This is a genomic window from Nocardia speluncae NBRC 108251 (assembly GCF_001613245.1).
GTDB lineage: Bacteria > Actinomycetota > Actinomycetes > Mycobacteriales > Mycobacteriaceae > Nocardia > Nocardia speluncae.
In genome coordinates this window covers 16,882-31,818 of the sequence record NZ_BDBZ01000017.1, presented here as the reverse complement: position 1 = coordinate 31,818, position 14,937 = coordinate 16,882, and the positions used below count along the sequence as shown (strand labels likewise).

At 66.4% G+C, this 14,937-nt stretch carries 17 protein-coding genes; 8 read left to right on the top strand and 9 right to left on the bottom strand.

Going from position 1 to position 14,937, the window contains the following annotated elements:
• Positions 1-46 precede the first annotated feature (46 nt).
• Entirely contained in the window at positions 47-445 is a 399-nt protein-coding gene (locus NS6_RS17415) for a DUF4870 domain-containing protein (RefSeq protein ID WP_068043122.1), read from the bottom strand.
• 235 nt (positions 446-680) lie between these two features.
• On the opposite strand from NS6_RS17415, the gene arfB reads away from it, so the two are divergent.
• Positions 681-1,109 (top strand): alternative ribosome rescue aminoacyl-tRNA hydrolase ArfB, encoded by a 429-nt coding sequence (arfB, locus tag NS6_RS17410; protein ID WP_068043120.1) that lies wholly within the window; start codon positions 681-683, stop codon positions 1,107-1,109.
• Between the two features lie 131 nt (positions 1,110-1,240).
• On the opposite strand, the gene NS6_RS17405 is transcribed toward arfB, so the two are convergent.
• Positions 1,241-2,638, bottom strand: a complete 1,398-nt coding sequence (locus NS6_RS17405; protein WP_068043118.1) for a lipase family protein — start codon at positions 2,636-2,638, stop codon at positions 1,241-1,243.
• Between the two features lie 281 nt (positions 2,639-2,919).
• On the opposite strand from NS6_RS17405, the gene NS6_RS17400 reads away from it, so the two are divergent.
• Positions 2,920-4,254 (top strand): lipase family protein, encoded by a 1,335-nt coding sequence (locus NS6_RS17400; protein WP_068043114.1) that lies wholly within the window; start codon positions 2,920-2,922, stop codon positions 4,252-4,254.
• Between the two features lie 40 nt (positions 4,255-4,294).
• On the opposite strand, the gene NS6_RS17395 is transcribed toward NS6_RS17400, so the two are convergent.
• Together NS6_RS17395 and NS6_RS17390 are read right to left on the bottom strand one after the other, a co-directional pair.
• Positions 4,295-5,479, bottom strand: a complete 1,185-nt coding sequence (locus NS6_RS17395) for an oxidoreductase (RefSeq protein ID WP_245669398.1) — start codon at positions 5,477-5,479, stop codon at positions 4,295-4,297.
• A 79-nt stretch (positions 5,480-5,558) separates the two neighbouring features.
• Entirely contained in the window at positions 5,559-6,410 is an 852-nt protein-coding gene (locus NS6_RS17390; RefSeq protein ID WP_210746930.1) for a helix-turn-helix domain-containing protein, read from the bottom strand.
• 99 nt (positions 6,411-6,509) lie between these two features.
• On the opposite strand from NS6_RS17390, the gene NS6_RS17385 reads away from it, so the two are divergent.
• Together NS6_RS17385 and NS6_RS17380 are read left to right on the top strand one after the other, a co-directional pair.
• Positions 6,510-6,914, top strand: a complete 405-nt coding sequence (locus NS6_RS17385) for a RidA family protein (protein WP_068043108.1) — start codon at positions 6,510-6,512, stop codon at positions 6,912-6,914.
• Between the two features lie 110 nt (positions 6,915-7,024).
• On the top strand, positions 7,025-7,423 hold the full coding sequence (locus tag NS6_RS17380; protein WP_068043106.1) for an NUDIX hydrolase: 399 nt from the start codon (positions 7,025-7,027) through the stop codon (positions 7,421-7,423).
• Between the two features lie 51 nt (positions 7,424-7,474).
• Here NS6_RS17380 and NS6_RS17375 read toward each other — a convergent pair whose 3' ends face one another.
• Positions 7,475-7,777, bottom strand: a complete 303-nt coding sequence (locus tag NS6_RS17375) for a hypothetical protein (RefSeq protein WP_068043104.1) — start codon at positions 7,775-7,777, stop codon at positions 7,475-7,477.
• Entirely contained in the window at positions 7,777-8,643 is an 867-nt protein-coding gene (gene mca, locus NS6_RS17370; protein ID WP_068043102.1) for a mycothiol conjugate amidase Mca, read from the bottom strand. Before mca ends, NS6_RS17375 begins: the two co-directional genes overlap by 1 nt.
• Positions 8,644-8,764: 121 nt before the next feature.
• On the opposite strand from mca, the gene NS6_RS17365 reads away from it, so the two are divergent.
• Together NS6_RS17365 and greA are read left to right on the top strand one after the other, a co-directional pair.
• Complete coding sequence (locus NS6_RS17365) at positions 8,765-9,265, top strand: DUF4307 domain-containing protein (protein ID WP_068043100.1); 501 nt, start codon at positions 8,765-8,767, stop codon at positions 9,263-9,265.
• A 297-nt stretch (positions 9,266-9,562) separates the two neighbouring features.
• Positions 9,563-10,057, top strand: a complete 495-nt coding sequence (gene greA, locus NS6_RS17360; RefSeq protein ID WP_068043124.1) for a transcription elongation factor GreA — start codon at positions 9,563-9,565, stop codon at positions 10,055-10,057.
• A gap of 104 nt (positions 10,058-10,161) precedes the next feature.
• Here the strand turns inward: greA and NS6_RS17355 are convergent, their stop codons facing one another.
• Positions 10,162-11,307 carry a cystathionine gamma-synthase gene (locus tag NS6_RS17355; protein WP_068043097.1) on the bottom strand — a complete coding sequence of 382 codons (1,146 nt, stop codon included), beginning with the start codon at positions 11,305-11,307 and terminating at the stop codon, positions 10,162-10,164.
• Positions 11,308-11,561: 254 nt separating this feature from the next.
• Between NS6_RS17355 and NS6_RS34810 the strand changes: the two genes are divergently transcribed.
• Both NS6_RS34810 and NS6_RS17345 read left to right on the top strand, forming a co-directional pair.
• On the top strand, positions 11,562-11,951 hold the full coding sequence (locus tag NS6_RS34810; protein ID WP_068043095.1) for a DUF6401 family natural product biosynthesis protein: 390 nt from the start codon (positions 11,562-11,564) through the stop codon (positions 11,949-11,951).
• A gap of 9 nt (positions 11,952-11,960) precedes the next feature.
• Complete coding sequence (locus NS6_RS17345; RefSeq protein WP_084471144.1) at positions 11,961-12,413, top strand: DUF3995 domain-containing protein; 453 nt, start codon at positions 11,961-11,963, stop codon at positions 12,411-12,413.
• Positions 12,414-12,476: 63 nt separating this feature from the next.
• Here NS6_RS17345 and NS6_RS17340 read toward each other — a convergent pair whose 3' ends face one another.
• Both NS6_RS17340 and NS6_RS17335 read right to left on the bottom strand, forming a co-directional pair.
• Positions 12,477-13,418 carry a mechanosensitive ion channel family protein gene (locus NS6_RS17340; protein WP_084471143.1) on the bottom strand — a complete coding sequence of 314 codons (942 nt, stop codon included), beginning with the start codon at positions 13,416-13,418 and terminating at the stop codon, positions 12,477-12,479.
• 107 nt (positions 13,419-13,525) lie between these two features.
• Positions 13,526-14,917, bottom strand: a complete 1,392-nt coding sequence (locus NS6_RS17335; RefSeq protein WP_068043090.1) for a cystathionine beta-synthase — start codon at positions 14,915-14,917, stop codon at positions 13,526-13,528.
• Between the last annotated feature and the right edge of the window lie 20 nt (positions 14,918-14,937).

The following is a 14,937-nucleotide window of genomic DNA, read 5'->3' as shown; positions in this document are numbered from 1 at the left end:
CAGAACCCTCGAGCCTGCAGTCCGACCAAGGACTTCGAATATGCCGCTACCCGACCGATCCGGCCAACCGATCGGCATAGGGTGCAGTGAATTTTCCGATAACGGGCAGCTCTGCGCGGACACCGCCGGTGTTGTACGCCTGGACCATGGCCATGACCCAGACGACGGCGGCGAAGACCGCGACTGCGAGTCCGGCGAGGTCGACGATGATCCCCAGGGCTCCGAGGAACGAGCTCGCGATGCTCAGGACAATATTGACCACCGAGACCGCCCCGAAGAAGACGATCGATTGCGAGGCGTGGAATTTCACATCGGGATCGTTCTTTCCCACGAACAGGAAGATGATTCCGGTGAGCCACCCCAGGGCGTAGGACAGAATCGCGCTGGTCTTTTTGCCCATGCCGGCGGAGTGCGCCTCGTTCATGGGCGATTGAGAAGATGTCATGGGGTGAGTAGATGCCGGACGCGCCACCTACCGATCTCGAGTTCCGGTACGAACTCGAGATTCCCGGGCCGCCGGCGAGCGGTAATCGAAGCGCAGTAGTCCGGGGCCCGCAGCGGACTACACGCAGACATGTCGACGAGGTCATTGCTATCGTGAACGACAAGATCACCGCCCAGTCGCGACCAGGCGGTCGCGGCCGAGTCGACACGCGGATCGGAAGGTGCGGCGCCGGATCATGGCAGAGGACCTGATCGTGACTCGGATGCTGGTTATCCCCGCATCCGAGTTGCGCGAGCGGTTCTCACGGTCGTCCGGTCCGGGAGGGCAGCACGTCAACACCAGCGACAGCCGGGTAGAGCTGTCGTTCGATCTTGCCAACTCGCCCTCGGTGCCGGATCGGCTGCGCACCCGGATGCTCGGCCGCCTGGCCACTCGCCTGGTCGACGGGGTGCTCACGATCGCCGCATCGGAGCAACGCGCACAGTTGCAGAACCGCGCGGCCGCCCGCGAACGCCTGGCGTCGTTACTGCGTGACGCCGCTGCCGCCCCGCCACCTGTTCGCCGCGCCACCAAACCCTCGCGCGGCGCCAATGAACGCCGCATCTCCGCGAAGAAGCGGCGTGCCGTCACCAAACGCAACCGCCGCGCCGACCCCGGCGATTAGCCGGCCGTTGCGCTAGGCGCCGTATCCGCCGTCGACCCTCAGTACCGTGCCGGTGATGTAGGAGGCCTGTGGACTGGCGGGCGACTCGAGCGACAGCCGAGCCGGCGGCTCGCTGCTGTAGTCCGACCCGATCAGCCGCATTCGTCGGGAGCGGGTTCGCCGCGCAGCCGGGCTTCGAGCCAGGCGAAGGAACCGGGGAAACCGGTGCCGAGGCCGGTCACGTGCTCACCGGGTTCGCTGCGGAAGACTGCGGAAACACCGCGTGTGCACTGCTGCCGATAGAGTTCCCGGGCCCCCTCGATGGGGATCCACAGGTCGTGCGCCGCGTGGTAGATGTACAGCGGCGCCCCGGAGGTATTGCCGCTCAGGTCCGTGCGTGCGAAAACCTCCTCGGCGACATCGCTGTCGAGCGGGTTGGCGATGTTCGCGGTGACGTCGATCGGGATGCCGACCACGCCCATCGGGCCGGCGACTTCCCCGCAGGCGTCCTTGATGGGAGAGGTCGCCGCCCACTGCGCCAGGTTGTTCAGGTGCGCGAGAATTTCGGGGTGCTCGCGGGCCATCGCGAGGACCACGACCAGCAGGACGCCGGAGGCGAAATTGCCGTTGAACCGGTCGGCGATATCACGGTTGTCGGTTACCAGTCCGCCGGTGCTCACACCGACAACGACATCGGACAGGTCCGGAGCGTATTCGTCGAGCAGCATGGCCGTCGCGTAGGAGGCGATACCGCCGCCGGAGTATCCGCCGACGGCAACACGGCTGTCACCGAATTCGGCACCGGGCAGCGATCGTACGGCGCGGATTCCGTCGAGGATGACCTGTCCGGCGACATTCGGTTCCGCATAGGCCATCCAGGGGCCTTCATGATCCGGGATCAGGACGGCGTAGCCCCGGCTCAGTGCCCAGGCGGCGGTCGGCGGAAACGCATCGGTGGCGCTGCTGCCGCTGACACCGCTGAGCAGCCCGTGCGCCAGCACGTAACCGGGTGTGCACCGTTTGCCCAGCGAATTTATCGGCCGGGCGTCGACCAGGACCGGCCGGGTGCCGGGCCCCGGCCAGGCGGTGGGTGGGGTGATTACTGTCGCCGTACCGTAAGAGGGTTCACCGTTCGCGGAGGTCGAACGGAATTTCAGCAACCGTGCGCTGCCGACGGGCGCGGTGATCATCTCGGCTGCCGTGGCGGTGACATCCCGCTGCTCGAGGATATCGCCGGGTGTCGAATCGCTCAGACTCTCCGGCCACGTATCGAAGATGGGGTCCCCGGTCGGCGAGGACTGCACCGCATGCCACAGCGCCGCGAGTTCGGGGGACATTTCGGCGTGCGGCGGTGCGGCTGCCGGTGGCAAGGGCGGTGCGGGTATCACGCCATCGATCTGTTGCTGCAGTTCGGACGGTGCCGCCGGCTCGGCATGCCCCTCGGCGGCGGCAAAATGTTGTCCGGCCAGCAGTAGGCAACCGATCGTGCTCGTGATCATCAGCATGCGTAACGACCGCCCGCGAGAGAGCCGCGCGTGTCGATTGTTCATTTGCATTTCCTTCGGCGATCGGTGAACAGGTCGGTGCCAACAGGCATTTCGAGCAGCCTTGTTGATCGATGCCGCCTCATCGCCGAACGCTGTGACGCACTGTGCGTTTCGAGCAGCGCAGCCATTCTACTGATCTTGATCCAGTCGGCACCGTGGCGAGAACCACAGGCCGCGCAGATGATCCATTGTGAGATTGCACCGATCTTGCGCCTCGATTTGCGGCTCACCGGAGGTGACCGCCGATACTGGTGGGAGTGTGGTGAACAGAGGGTGAGGTACGCATGAAGCCGCTTCTGGCGATCATGGCTGCGGTGCTTGTCGGTTGTGTGTCGCTGAGTGGGCACGCCTACGCAGATCCATCGGCAGAGCCGGAAGGGCCGAATCCGTCACCTATGCAGGAGTGGATCGACAACACGATCCCGGCTCCACCACAATTCGCGGGTAGCGAACCCGGCGAGGCACTGTGGCGCGGAGTTCTACCGTCGCCGGTCGACGACCCGATCTTCGATACCTGGCCCGCCGGCCTCGCAACGCTGGCCCCCGGTGAGATCATCGAAACGCGTGACATCACGGCGACGACCGCCGTACGAATGGCGACCCCCATCGCGCGGGCGACATTGCTGAAATACCGGTCCACATCCGCCACGGGTGGTCCTTCGTTCGGAACCGCGACCCTGATCGTGCCGGCAGCCGAATGGGCCGGCCCCGGGCCGCGCCCGGTGGAGGTGAATGCGATGCCGATCAATTCGCTCGGCACACACTGCACCCCTGGTTTCCAGCTGTCGCACGACCTCCTGGACCGGCCCAATGGCGATTTCCCGGTCTTCCTCCCGTCGGTCTGGCTGGCGCTGAGCAAGGGATACGCGGTCCTCATGCCGGACCACGAGGGCCCGCTGATGGCCTACGCCGAACCCAACATCGCCGGACACGTGATGCTCGATTCGATTCGCGCCGTCCGCGCCTTCGCACCTACCGAATTCGCCGACAGCCGGTATGTGGCCGTCGGCTATTCCGGCGGTGCGATCGCCGCCTACGCGACGGCCATGCTGCTCGACGAGTACGCGCCGGAGCTGTCCGATTCGCTGGTGGGCGCGGCGGCAGGTGGCCTGGTCACCGACAATGCGAACGTTGCCCACCAGTTCAACGGCAATATCTCCTCCGGGATCCTTTTGACAGTGGCGCTGGCCGTCTCGCGTGAGCGCCCCGAAATCTTGCAGCACATGAATCATCTCGGGCAATGGGTGGCGACCTCACCGCTGCGCGATATCTGCGGCGACACCTCCGGGCCACTCGGTGTGGTCGGCATTCCGATCGATGTCGCGGCGAACACCGCGGGCGCGCTCGATACCCCGTTCGCCGCGAAGGTGTTCGAGCAACTGGACCTGACAGGCCGGAGATCGACCGTACCGCTGTTCATCTACCACGGCCTGCACGATCCGTGGATCCCGCTCGAAGACGCCCAGCACATGTATCGCCAACAGTGCGACCGCGGTGTCCCCGGTGTCTTCCGCGTCGTAGGCGGCGAACACCTCCTCGGATACGTGAGCGGATATCCCGAACTCAACGGCTGGATCGACGGGCGCCTACGCGGCGAACCGGCGCCGAACGAATGCTGAACGGCGCAGGCTCACCGCGCCCGCGTGCCCGGATAACAGCTTACGACGTCGACGAAGCCGAGGCAGAAACCGGGAATCTACCGGTCTCCGTCTCCCGCCGAGCCCGCCACGCGGCTGCGCAATCCAGCGTGGCCAGTGGGTGCAGCATCTCGTAGTCGAAGGCGTCGAACGCCTCACCGGACGACAGACGCTGCGGCAGATCCGGGTTCGCCAGCGCGCCACGCCCCAGCGACAGCACGTCGGCATGCCCACCGGCCAGCACGTCGGCGGCCTGGGCCGGTTCGTGCATGCCGCCGTTGGCGATAACCGGGCGGCGCGACACCTCGCGCGCCAGCCCGGTTATCGTCGCCCCGCTCGGGAAGCGCGCGGTCTCGATGAAATTCCGGCCCTCGCTGGCAATGTGCAGGTAACTCGCCTCACTCAGCGCCTCGAATACGACCCGTGCATCGGTCTCACCGCCGGACCAGCGATAGGTGAAGTCATTGACCTTGGTCTGCGACAGCCGCACCCCGACCGGGAAGTCTCCGACGGCCTCCTGCACCGCGGCCAGCACGCGGGCGGTCAGGCGAATCCGATTCTGCACCGGGCCGCCGTATTCGTCGGTGCGCAGGTTGGTGTAGTCGGTGAGGAACTGGTCGAGCAGATATCCGTTGGCTCCGTGGATCTCGACACCGTCGAAGCCCGCGTCCCGGGCATTGCCGGCAGCCGCCACAAAACCGGCGACGACCTGGTCGATATCGTGCGCGGTCATCTCCCGCGGCGCGCTCCACGGCCCACCTGTACCGCCGTAGTCGACCATCATCTTCCCGCGCGGCGCTACCGCGGATGGTCCGATGGTCTCGAAGCCGAACGTATTGCCCTGTGAGATTGCCCCCGCATGCATCAACTGGGCCACAATGGCGGCCCCGGCCCGGTGCGCGGAGTCCGTCACCGCTCGCCATCCGGCGATCTGCCCGGCGGTGACCAGGCCCGGCTGACCGAAATAGCTCTGGCTGTGCGTGGCATCCGTGTAGATGCCCTCGGTGACGATCAGGCCGAATCCGCCTACGGCGTATGCGCCGTAGTATTCGGCCATCTGTGCGGTCGGCACGCCATCCGGCGGCGCCGAGACACGAGTCATGGGCGCGACGGCGAGCCGGTTGCGCAGCGCTAGCGAGCCGAGGCCGAATGGTTCCAGCGCGGGGTGGGCCGATCCGTGCCCGGCGGTGGTCATCGTTGCTTTCACACAAAGCAGCCTCGCCGACCGCGAGAACCGGAACCAGCACCTGGTTCACCGCTGTCCGGCGAACCAGGGTTTCGCGGACCTACCCCTCGTCCGATACGAGGAGCGCGCGCAGGGTCTGCGCTGTCACGCTGTCAGGTGGTGCCGTGTAGGTCACCAGGGCCCGCACGCCGGAATCGGCGACGAGGGGCATGAACTCATAATCGACTTCGATCGCCCCGAGCCGCGGGTGCCGGAAGTGATAGGTGCCGTAGGCGACCTCGGTGACATCGTGGCTGGCCCACAACTCGTCGAACTGTGTGCTGGCGTGGCGCATGTGACCGATCAATTCGCGCAGGGCCTGGTCATTCGGGCGGTGGCTGTGGCGCATTCGCAGATCGGAGGCCACCTGCCGGGCGATCACGGGCTGATCGTCGGCAAACAGTGCCCGTATATCCGGATCGAGAAATAGCAGATGCGTCCAGTTACGTCGCTCCGGCGGCAACTCCGCGAAATCGATACCGAACAGCAGCTCGGCGGCCCGGTTCCAGCCGAGGATATCGGTGCGGTGGCCCACGATATAGGCCGGGACGTGGGTCATGGCGTCGAGTAGCGCATGTAGTGCAGGGCGCAACACCGGCCGGCCGCCATCCGAGTCCGCCGGCCGCCCTGGCCGGGGCGGCCGGGCCAGATTGAACAGGTGAGTGCGCTCGTCGGCGCTGAGCCGCAAGGCGTTCGCTACGGCATCCAGGACGGCGGGTGAGACGTTGTCCAACCGTCCCTGCTCCAACCGGGCGTAGTAGTCGGCACTGACGCCCGCGAGCTGGGCGAGTTCCTCGCGTCGCAGTCCCGGGACACGACGGCGGGTCCCGAAGAAGGGGATCCCGACGTCCTCCGGACGTAGACGTGCACGGCGGGAGACAAGAAACTCCCCGATTTTCTGAGTGCTGTCCACGATTACCGCATTCTAGGCTGGGTCTACCAAACCTAGGTTCGGCGGCCCGTGGTTCAGCAGGGGCTGGTTCGGATACTCGGCGGTCGCCAAGCTGAGCGCATGAGTATCCGCAATGCCGGTATCGAGAAGATCGCCACCGTTCCGGACTGGTATCACCCGTATCGCATCTCACAGGCGATCGCCGTCGACGGGCTGATCTACGTATCCGGCCAAGCCGGTTTCACCGAGGACGGCCGCACGGTCCAGGGTGGCTTCCGTGCCCAGGGCCGCCAGGCCTTCCGCAATGTCGAACGTGTTCTGGCCGCGGCGGGCGCTGGCCTCGGCGATATCGTGAAGGTCGGTATCTTCGTTCGGGATATGGCTGCCAACCTCCCCGAGGTGATCGAATTGCGTGCCGAATTCCTCAGCGAGCCCTACCCCGCCGACACTCTGCTGGAGGTGTCCTCGCTGGCCCGGCCCGACTGGCAGATCGAGATCGAGGCCATCGCGCGCGCTCCGCGCTGACCGATCGCACCGAACGAGGCCGAAGCCCGCGGCTGCCGTCACCGGAGCAGTCGTGGGCGTATCGGTGACCGCGCGCCACGGTCTTTCCCGCGTCCTTCTACCGTGGTCGGGTGATCAGAACCGCCGCGCTGGCCCATATCCGTGACCGTCGACTGATCCAGACCCGATCGGTCGGAAAGTCCGTCTTCTATATGGCGGGCGGCAAGATCGATACTGGGGAGACGGCCCGGCAGGCGCTGCACCGGGAGATCCGGGAGGAGCTGGGAGTCGGCGTAACCGAGGTCAGTGAACTGGGTGTTTTCCGGGCCGAAGCCTACGGCCACCCCAGCGGGACGCGGTTACACATGACCTGTTTCCGCGCCGAGGTCACCGACGAGCCGAGGCCCACCGGGGAGATCGCGGAATTCCGGTATTTCACCGGTGGTGAATACGCGGCCATGCCCGAAGTCGCGCCGGGTTCACTGATGGTGTTCCGGCATCTGCACCGGCTCGGACTGCTCGACTGGTAGCCGAGCCCCGCCCCATGTCCGGCGCGAATCCGCCGAACCCGGCCGAGGCAGCTAAGAAGGCCGCCCGGAATCGCTTGCCGCACCGTTCGAAGACTCTTCGGTCCGGCCGGCCACACCGGGTTCGGTGCCCTCGTCGGCCGCCTGGTCCGGCTCGGGGTGTTCGGGTTCGAAGGTTTCCGGCAGGTTCTTCAAATGTTTGTTCATCGAGCGGACCAGCAGGAACGTGCCGGCGAGCAGGATCAGCACCACCGCCAGGCCGAGCGGGGAGGCCTTACCGAACTCCGGGCCGGTCGGGGTACCCGGGGTCTGCGCCAGCAGCCCGGAGGCGAATACGGAGAGTTCCGTCACGATCATCAGCGGTGCTCATCGGTGATGCCGGCGAACAGGTCGGTCTCCGGGATGTCGGTGCGTACTCGGGTGCGGGCCAATTCGAACTCCTCTGTCGGCCACAGCCGCTGCTGCATCTCTATCGGGATGGCGAAGAACGCACCGTTGGGATCGATCTGGGTGGCGTGTGCGCGCAGCGCATCGTCGCGGTGCGGGAAGTATTTACCGCATTCCACCTGGGTGGTCACCCTGGCCATGATGTCGCCCCGTTCGACCGCGTACTTGCGGGAACGGTCCAGCCACTCCTGCATCGGGAACGGTTCCCCCATCGCTGCGAACTCCTCGGCGAAAACCTCCATCCGCCGGATCGAGAAACCGTGGTCGTAATACAGCTTCAGCGGCGTCCACGGTTCCCCGGCGTCCGGGAACTTCTCCGGATCACCCGCGGCCTCGTACGCCGCCACCGACACCTCGTGGCAGCGGATGTGATCGGGGTGGGGGTAGCCACCCATCTCGTCGTAGGTGGTGATCACATGGGGTTTGAATTCGCGGACCACCCGGACCAGTGCCTCGGTGGCCACTTCCAGCGGGACAAGGGCGAACGAATCCTCGGGCAGCGGTGGCATCGGATCGCCTTCGGGGAGCCCGGAGTCGATGAAACCCAGCCAGGTCTGGCGCACCCCCAGGGCGGCGGCCGCCGCCGCCATCTCCTCACGCCGGATATCGTTCATCCGTTCCAGCACCCCGGGGGTGTCCATGGCCGGGTTGAGGATGCTGCCGCGTTCCCCACCGGTCAGCGTGACGACGAGGACGTCATTGCCCTCGTCGGCATAGCGGGCCGTGGTGGCACCGCCTTTGCTGGATTCGTCGTCGGGGTGGGCGTGCACCGCCATGAGGCGAAGGCCACTCACTTCTCGTTCACCGTCGCTCTCGGTCGCGGGTGTTCGGACTTCATTACCTATAGTTCCATCCGGACCCATTATGTTCCGACCTACCCCCCGGGAGCACCTGATAATGACCGAGCCCACGTCCGACCCCGGGCGCACCGACGCGGCGGATCCCGCCGGCGCCTCCCACGGGGAGACCGGCGCGGGCGGCGACCACTACACCGACCGCTACGGCCGCGCCCCGCGCCCGAAACGATGGCGCCGGCTGGGCGCGCTGCTCACCGGCGTAGTCGTCCTTGCCGGTACCGGGATCGCCTATGTGGGCTGGACGAAATTCGGCCCGAAGGACATCGAATCCGAGCAGCTCGGCTACTCGGTGCTCGACGATTCCTCGGTGGAACTGCGGATCCGGCTCACCCGGTCCGACCCGTCGGTGCCGGTGGTCTGTGTGGTCCGGGCCATGTCCCGCGATCTCACCGAGATCGGCCGCCGCGAGGTTGTGATCGCCCCCTCGGGCGCGGAGCAGACGGTTCAGGTGAGCACCGTCATCGAGGCGAGCGAGAAGCCTGCCTCGGCCGCGATCTACACTTGCACCGACAGCGTGCCCGGCTACCTCAAAACCGAGTGAGATCGGCTCTCATACTGCGGACCCGCCAGTAAAAACTCTCCGACCTGCATCTTTGTGATTCATGCTAAAATGGCTTCACACACGGTTCCGGGGCACGGAGCCGTGTTTGCTGCATTGGCGGCCGACGCGGTCGATGCCGGGTAGGCGAAAAGGGTCCGGCATCAGGGGTGTCGGGGTATTCGAACTTCCCGCAGATCGCGATAGCCGTCGGCTGAAGCATGCCTGCCCGCGGGTGGGTCGTGCGGCAGTGATCAGGAATCCCGGCCTGCCGGGGACAACTACTAGGGAGTGATCGAGATGACTGAGACCCAAGTGACCTGGCTTACCCCGGAGTCGCACGACAGGCTCAAGAGCGAACTCGACGCGCTCATCGCCAACCGTCCGGTCATCGCCGCCGAGATCAACGAGCGCCGGGAAGAGGGCGACCTCAAGGAGAACGGCGGCTACCACGCAGCGCGCGAGGAACAGGGCCAGCAGGAGGCCCGGATCCGGCAGCTGCAAGAACTGCTGAACAACGCCAAGGTCGGCGTGGCACCCACCAAGTCCGGTGTCGCGCTCCCCGGGTCGGTCGTGAAGGTCTACTACGACGGTGACGAAGACGATACCGAGACCTTCCTCATCGCCACCCGCGAAGAAGGCCTGGGCAACCCCGATATGGAGACCTACTCCCCCAGCTCTCCGCTGGGGCGTGCGTTGATCGACGCGAAGGTGGGCGAGACCCGCGAATATCCCCTGCCCAACGGCAATACCATGAAGGTGACGCTGGTCAGCGCCGAGCCTTACCACAGCTGATGTGACGGCCGCGGTGTGCACCGCGGAGCCGGACAACGACGCGAGCGGCCGCATCCGATTTCCCGGATACGGCCGTTCGTTCATCTTTGCCTCTCCCTGCCGGCCTATCGGCTCAGCGCCTGCTCGAGATCGGACAGCAGATCACTGATGTCCTCGATCCCCACCGAGAGGCGTACCAGATCGGCCGGAACCTCCAGATCCGATCCTTCCGTGGAGGCGTGGGTCATAGCCGCGGGATGTTCGATCAGCGATTCCACACCGCCGAGCGATTCGGCGAGGGTGAACACCTCCGTGCGGGCGCACAGGTTGCGGGCGGCCTCGAGACCGCCGGCCAGCCGCACCGAAATCATGCCGCCGAACCGTCGCATCTGCTTATCGGCGACGGCATGGCCGGGATGTTCCGGCATACCGGGGTAGATGACCTTGCTGATGGCCGGAGTCCGGGACAGGAACTCGGCGAGGGTTTCGGCGTTGTCGCAGTGCCGGTCCATCCGCAACGACAGCGTTTTCGTGCCACGCAGTGTGAGAAAGGCATCGAACGGACCCGGGACCGCACCCGCGCCGTTCTGCAGGAAGGCGAAGGCGGTGTCGAGTTCGGCGTCATCGGTGATCAGCGCGCCACCGATCACATCGGAATGGCCACCGAGGTACTTGGTGGTCGAGTGCACCACCACATCTGCGCCGAGCAGCAGCGGCTGCTGCAGGTACGGGGTCGCGAAGGTGTTGTCGACCACCAGTTTGGCGCCTGAGGTATGCGCGATATCGGCCAGCGCCGGGATATCACCGATATTGAGCAGCGGATTGGTGGGCGTTTCCACCCAGATCAGCTTCGTTTCGGGACGGATGGCGGCGCGCATCGCGTCGATATCGGCGACGGCGGCCGCTGTATAGCTGATACCCCAGCCGGTGAAAACCTTGTCGATCAACCGGAATGTGCCGCCGTAGGCGTCGTCCGGGATGACGATATGGTCGCCGGGCCGCAGCATCGCACGCAGCGCACAGTCGGTGGCGGCCATACCCGAGGCGTACGCCCGGCCGTACCGGCCCGATTCGAGGGCGGCCAGGTTGGCCTCCAGCGCCGTACGGGTGGGGTTGCCGGTGCGGGCGTATTCGTATCCGTCACGCAGCCCGCCCACTCCGTCCTGGGCGAAGGTGGAGCTGGCGTACACGGGCACATTCACCGCGCCGGTGCGCGGATCGGGATCGTAACCGGCGTGTACAGCCCTGGTGGTGAATCCCAGTTCGCTCATGACCCCACCCTAAACGTCGTGTTCCGGGGTGTTGCACGCCGGTCGGGTCTTGTGTCTCACAACGCGTCCGGCCCGGACGGAGCACAGGCCCGCGGCGTGGTGACGCCCGGCCCTGCTCGCCGGCGTATGCACCGATCCGGTGGCGGGAGCCGACCGGTGCGGCGTCGCCGCCGCGCTTCTCACCCGTCACGACCTGCGAAATTGCGCTGAATATCACAATTCGATAAATCGAGGCGTGTTGTTACGATCGGGCAATGTTCGCTCTGGGTCCCCGTTTGTTCGAGATCTCCGCCCGCCGTTTCCTGGAGGGTATCCACCGAACTCACGGGACCCCGGCATTCGCCGCCGCCGCGGCGCTTCCGGGCCTGTCCGCGGAGCTGGACCAGCATGCCGCCGCGGTGCGCGACATCCTCGATCTCGGTGTGGACTCGATCGAGCGGATCCCCGCCACTGTTCTCCTGGCCGGCTACATCCGCGGCCTGCTCGCCGAGCTGACCGACCCGATCTCCGAACCCGCCGAATGGGCCACCGCCGGATGGCTGCACCTACGCCTCGCCGGCGCCTGCCTGCACGACACCTCCGGCGCCGCGCTCGATCGACCCCGCGGCCGCACTGCCGGTGATCTGCCCGGTGGTCGTGCATAAGCTGGACCGATGGAGTCCAGCAGTGGGATAACCGCGGCTTCGCGGGTGATGGCGGCAGTCGGGCTCGGCGCCGTCGGCGTATTGCACGCAGTCTGGGCAGGCGGTGGGCATTGGCCCGCAGCCGGGGAACGCGAGCTGGCCCAGGCTGTCACCGGATCGGTGGAGATGCCGCCCGCCGCTGCCTCCGGGATTGTCGCGGTGGCGGCCACCGGGGCGGGGCTGGTGGCCGGAGGCGCGCTCGGGGAGCGGCCGGCCGCAGTGTGGATGCGACGGGCCGCCGGTGCCGCCCTGGTCGTGCGGGGGCTCACCGGAGGTGTTGTCGCCGGCCGGATGCTTCGGCTGCCGCCACCCGGAACGCATTTCCGCATGCTCGACACCCGGTACTACCGGCCACTCTGCGTGATCCTCGGTGTCGCCGCCCTCGCTGGTGCGCGGCGGCCGGGCAGCCGAGCCGCCCGCTGAATACAGTCTTGCGCCGTGTGCCCGATCGGGCACACGGCGCAAGATTCCGGCCCGGAACGGGCTCTACCGGAGGTGGCGCGGTTCCCCACCGTAAGGCGGCTGACCGCCGTACGGATTGCCGTACTGCTGCCGGTAGTCGCTACCCGGCATCTGCTGCCCGAACTCACCGGAGTCACCGCGATATCCGCCCTGCGCGGGCTGCGGGTGATCCCACTGGTCCGGGTCCCGGAAACCGGCAGCCTGTCCGCGGGCCGGCTGCTGGGCACCGGCCCGCTGCCGGGACGCGTCCTCGCGGCCCCGCTGATAGGCCTGGGCATGCCCACGCACTGCGGGCATCTCCTCTTCCAGCCCACCCAGCCAATTCTCCCAGCGCTGCTGCATCGGCCGCACCAGACCACCACCGACACCGACCACCAGGACGCCGCCGAGCGTCGCCAGGACAGCGATCAGGATGGGCGTGGTGACCGCGGTGGCCACACCGATCTGGTTCAGCGCGGCGATGATGCCGATACCCCAGATGAACACCGACGCGATCCGCCCGATCATCGGGCCGTAGCTCAGACCACCCAGTGCATTGCTCACCAGATCGCTCACCGCATGCGCGATCGCGCCCGCGATGCAGACGATCAGGATGGCGACCGCCAGCAGCGGCAGCCAGCCGACGATTCCGTCGATCACATCGCTCACCGGATTCGGCCCGAAAACACCGAAGCCCAGCTGCAAGGCGATCAGCAGGATCGCGTAGTACGCCACTTTCGCCAGCAGATCCGAGGCGTCGTATTTGCTGCGCGACAGCATCCGCTCGATCCCACCGCGCTCGACCAGACGATCGAACCCGACCCGCTCCAGGACCTTGTCCACGATCGTCGCGACCACCTTGGCGATGATCCAGCCGATCAGCAGGATGACCAGGAAGCCGGCGAGCTTGGGTACGAAGGTCGCGATCGAACTCCACGCGTCAGAGAAACCCTGCTGGAAATCGATTGCCAAACTCGAGGTTCGCACAAGCACTTCCCTTCGCTCTCCGAACGAACGCGGCATTTGCCACGATCGGATACCGGACTGGTTATACCCCGAGAGAGCTGCCCGAACCTAGGATTGCGGAATAATTGCTAGTGCATGGTTCGTCCGGTGCTCACGAAGCCCAGCAGATCGTGGCGAGTGATCACACCGACCGGTTTACCGTCCTCGACGACCATGAGCGCATCGGTATCCGACAGCGCCTTGGTGGCCGCCGAGATCGGCTCGCCGGACCCGATCAACGGGAACGACGGGCTCATATGCCGGGCCACCGAATCAGTGAGCTGCGCACGACCGGAGAACACGGCCGAGAGCAGATCGCGCTCCGATACGCTGCCGGCCACCTCACCGGCCATCACCGGCGGTTCGGCGCCGACCACCGGCATCTGCGATACCCCGTACTCGCGCAGGATCTCGATGGCGTCGCGCAGCGTCTCCGAGGGATGGGTGTGCACCAGATCGGGCAGTTCCCCGGACTTACCGCGCAGGACATCACCGACCAGGGTTTCGGCGGTGGACCCGTCGAGCGGGGTGCGCAGGAACCCATAGGAGCTCATCCACCGGTCGTTGAAGATCTTCGACATATAGCCGCGCCCGCCGTCGGGCAGCAGCACCACCACCACGGCCTCCGGATCCCGCCGGGCGACCTCGAGCGCCGCCACCACGGCCATCCCGCACGAACCGCCCACGAGCAGTCCCTCTTCACGCGCCAGGCGACGGGTCATATCGAACGAGTCCGCGTCGGACACCGCGATGATCTCGTCCGGGATCGCCGGATCGTAGGCCGACGGCCAGAAGTCCTCCCCGACGCCCTCCACCAGATACGGACGGCCGGTGCCACCGGAATACACCGACCCCTCCGGGTCGGCACCGATGACCTTCACCTTCCCGCCCGACACCTCTTTGAGATAGCGCCCGGCACCGGTGATGGTGCCGCCGGTACCGACACCGGCGACGAAATGCGTCACCGTACCGTCGGTATCGCGCCAGATCTCCGGGCCGGTGGTCTCGTAGTGGCTGTCCGGACCGTTCGGGTTGGAGTACTGATCCGGTTTCCAGGCACCCTCGATCTCGCGGGTCAGCCGATCGGAGACGCTGTAGTAGCTGTCCGGGTGCTCCGGCGGCACCGCCGTCGGGCACACCACCACTTCGGCGCCGTAGGCCCTCAGCACATTGCGCTTGTCCTCACTGACCTTGTCCGGGCAGACGAATACACAGTGGTAACCGCGCTGCTGCGCCACCAGCGCCAACCCGACACCGGTGTTACCCGAGGTGGGTTCGACGATTGTCCCCCCGGGCTGCAGGTCGCCCGACTTCTCTGCCGCCTCGATCATCTTCACCGCGATACGGTCCTTGGAGCTACCGCCGGGGTTCAGGTACTCGATTTTGGCCGCCACCAGCCCGGCCCCCGCGGGAGCCACCGACTTCAATCGGACCAGCGGGGTGTTGCCGATGAGGTCCACGACATGATCCGCGATGCGCATACCCCCATCGTTGCAGAGGC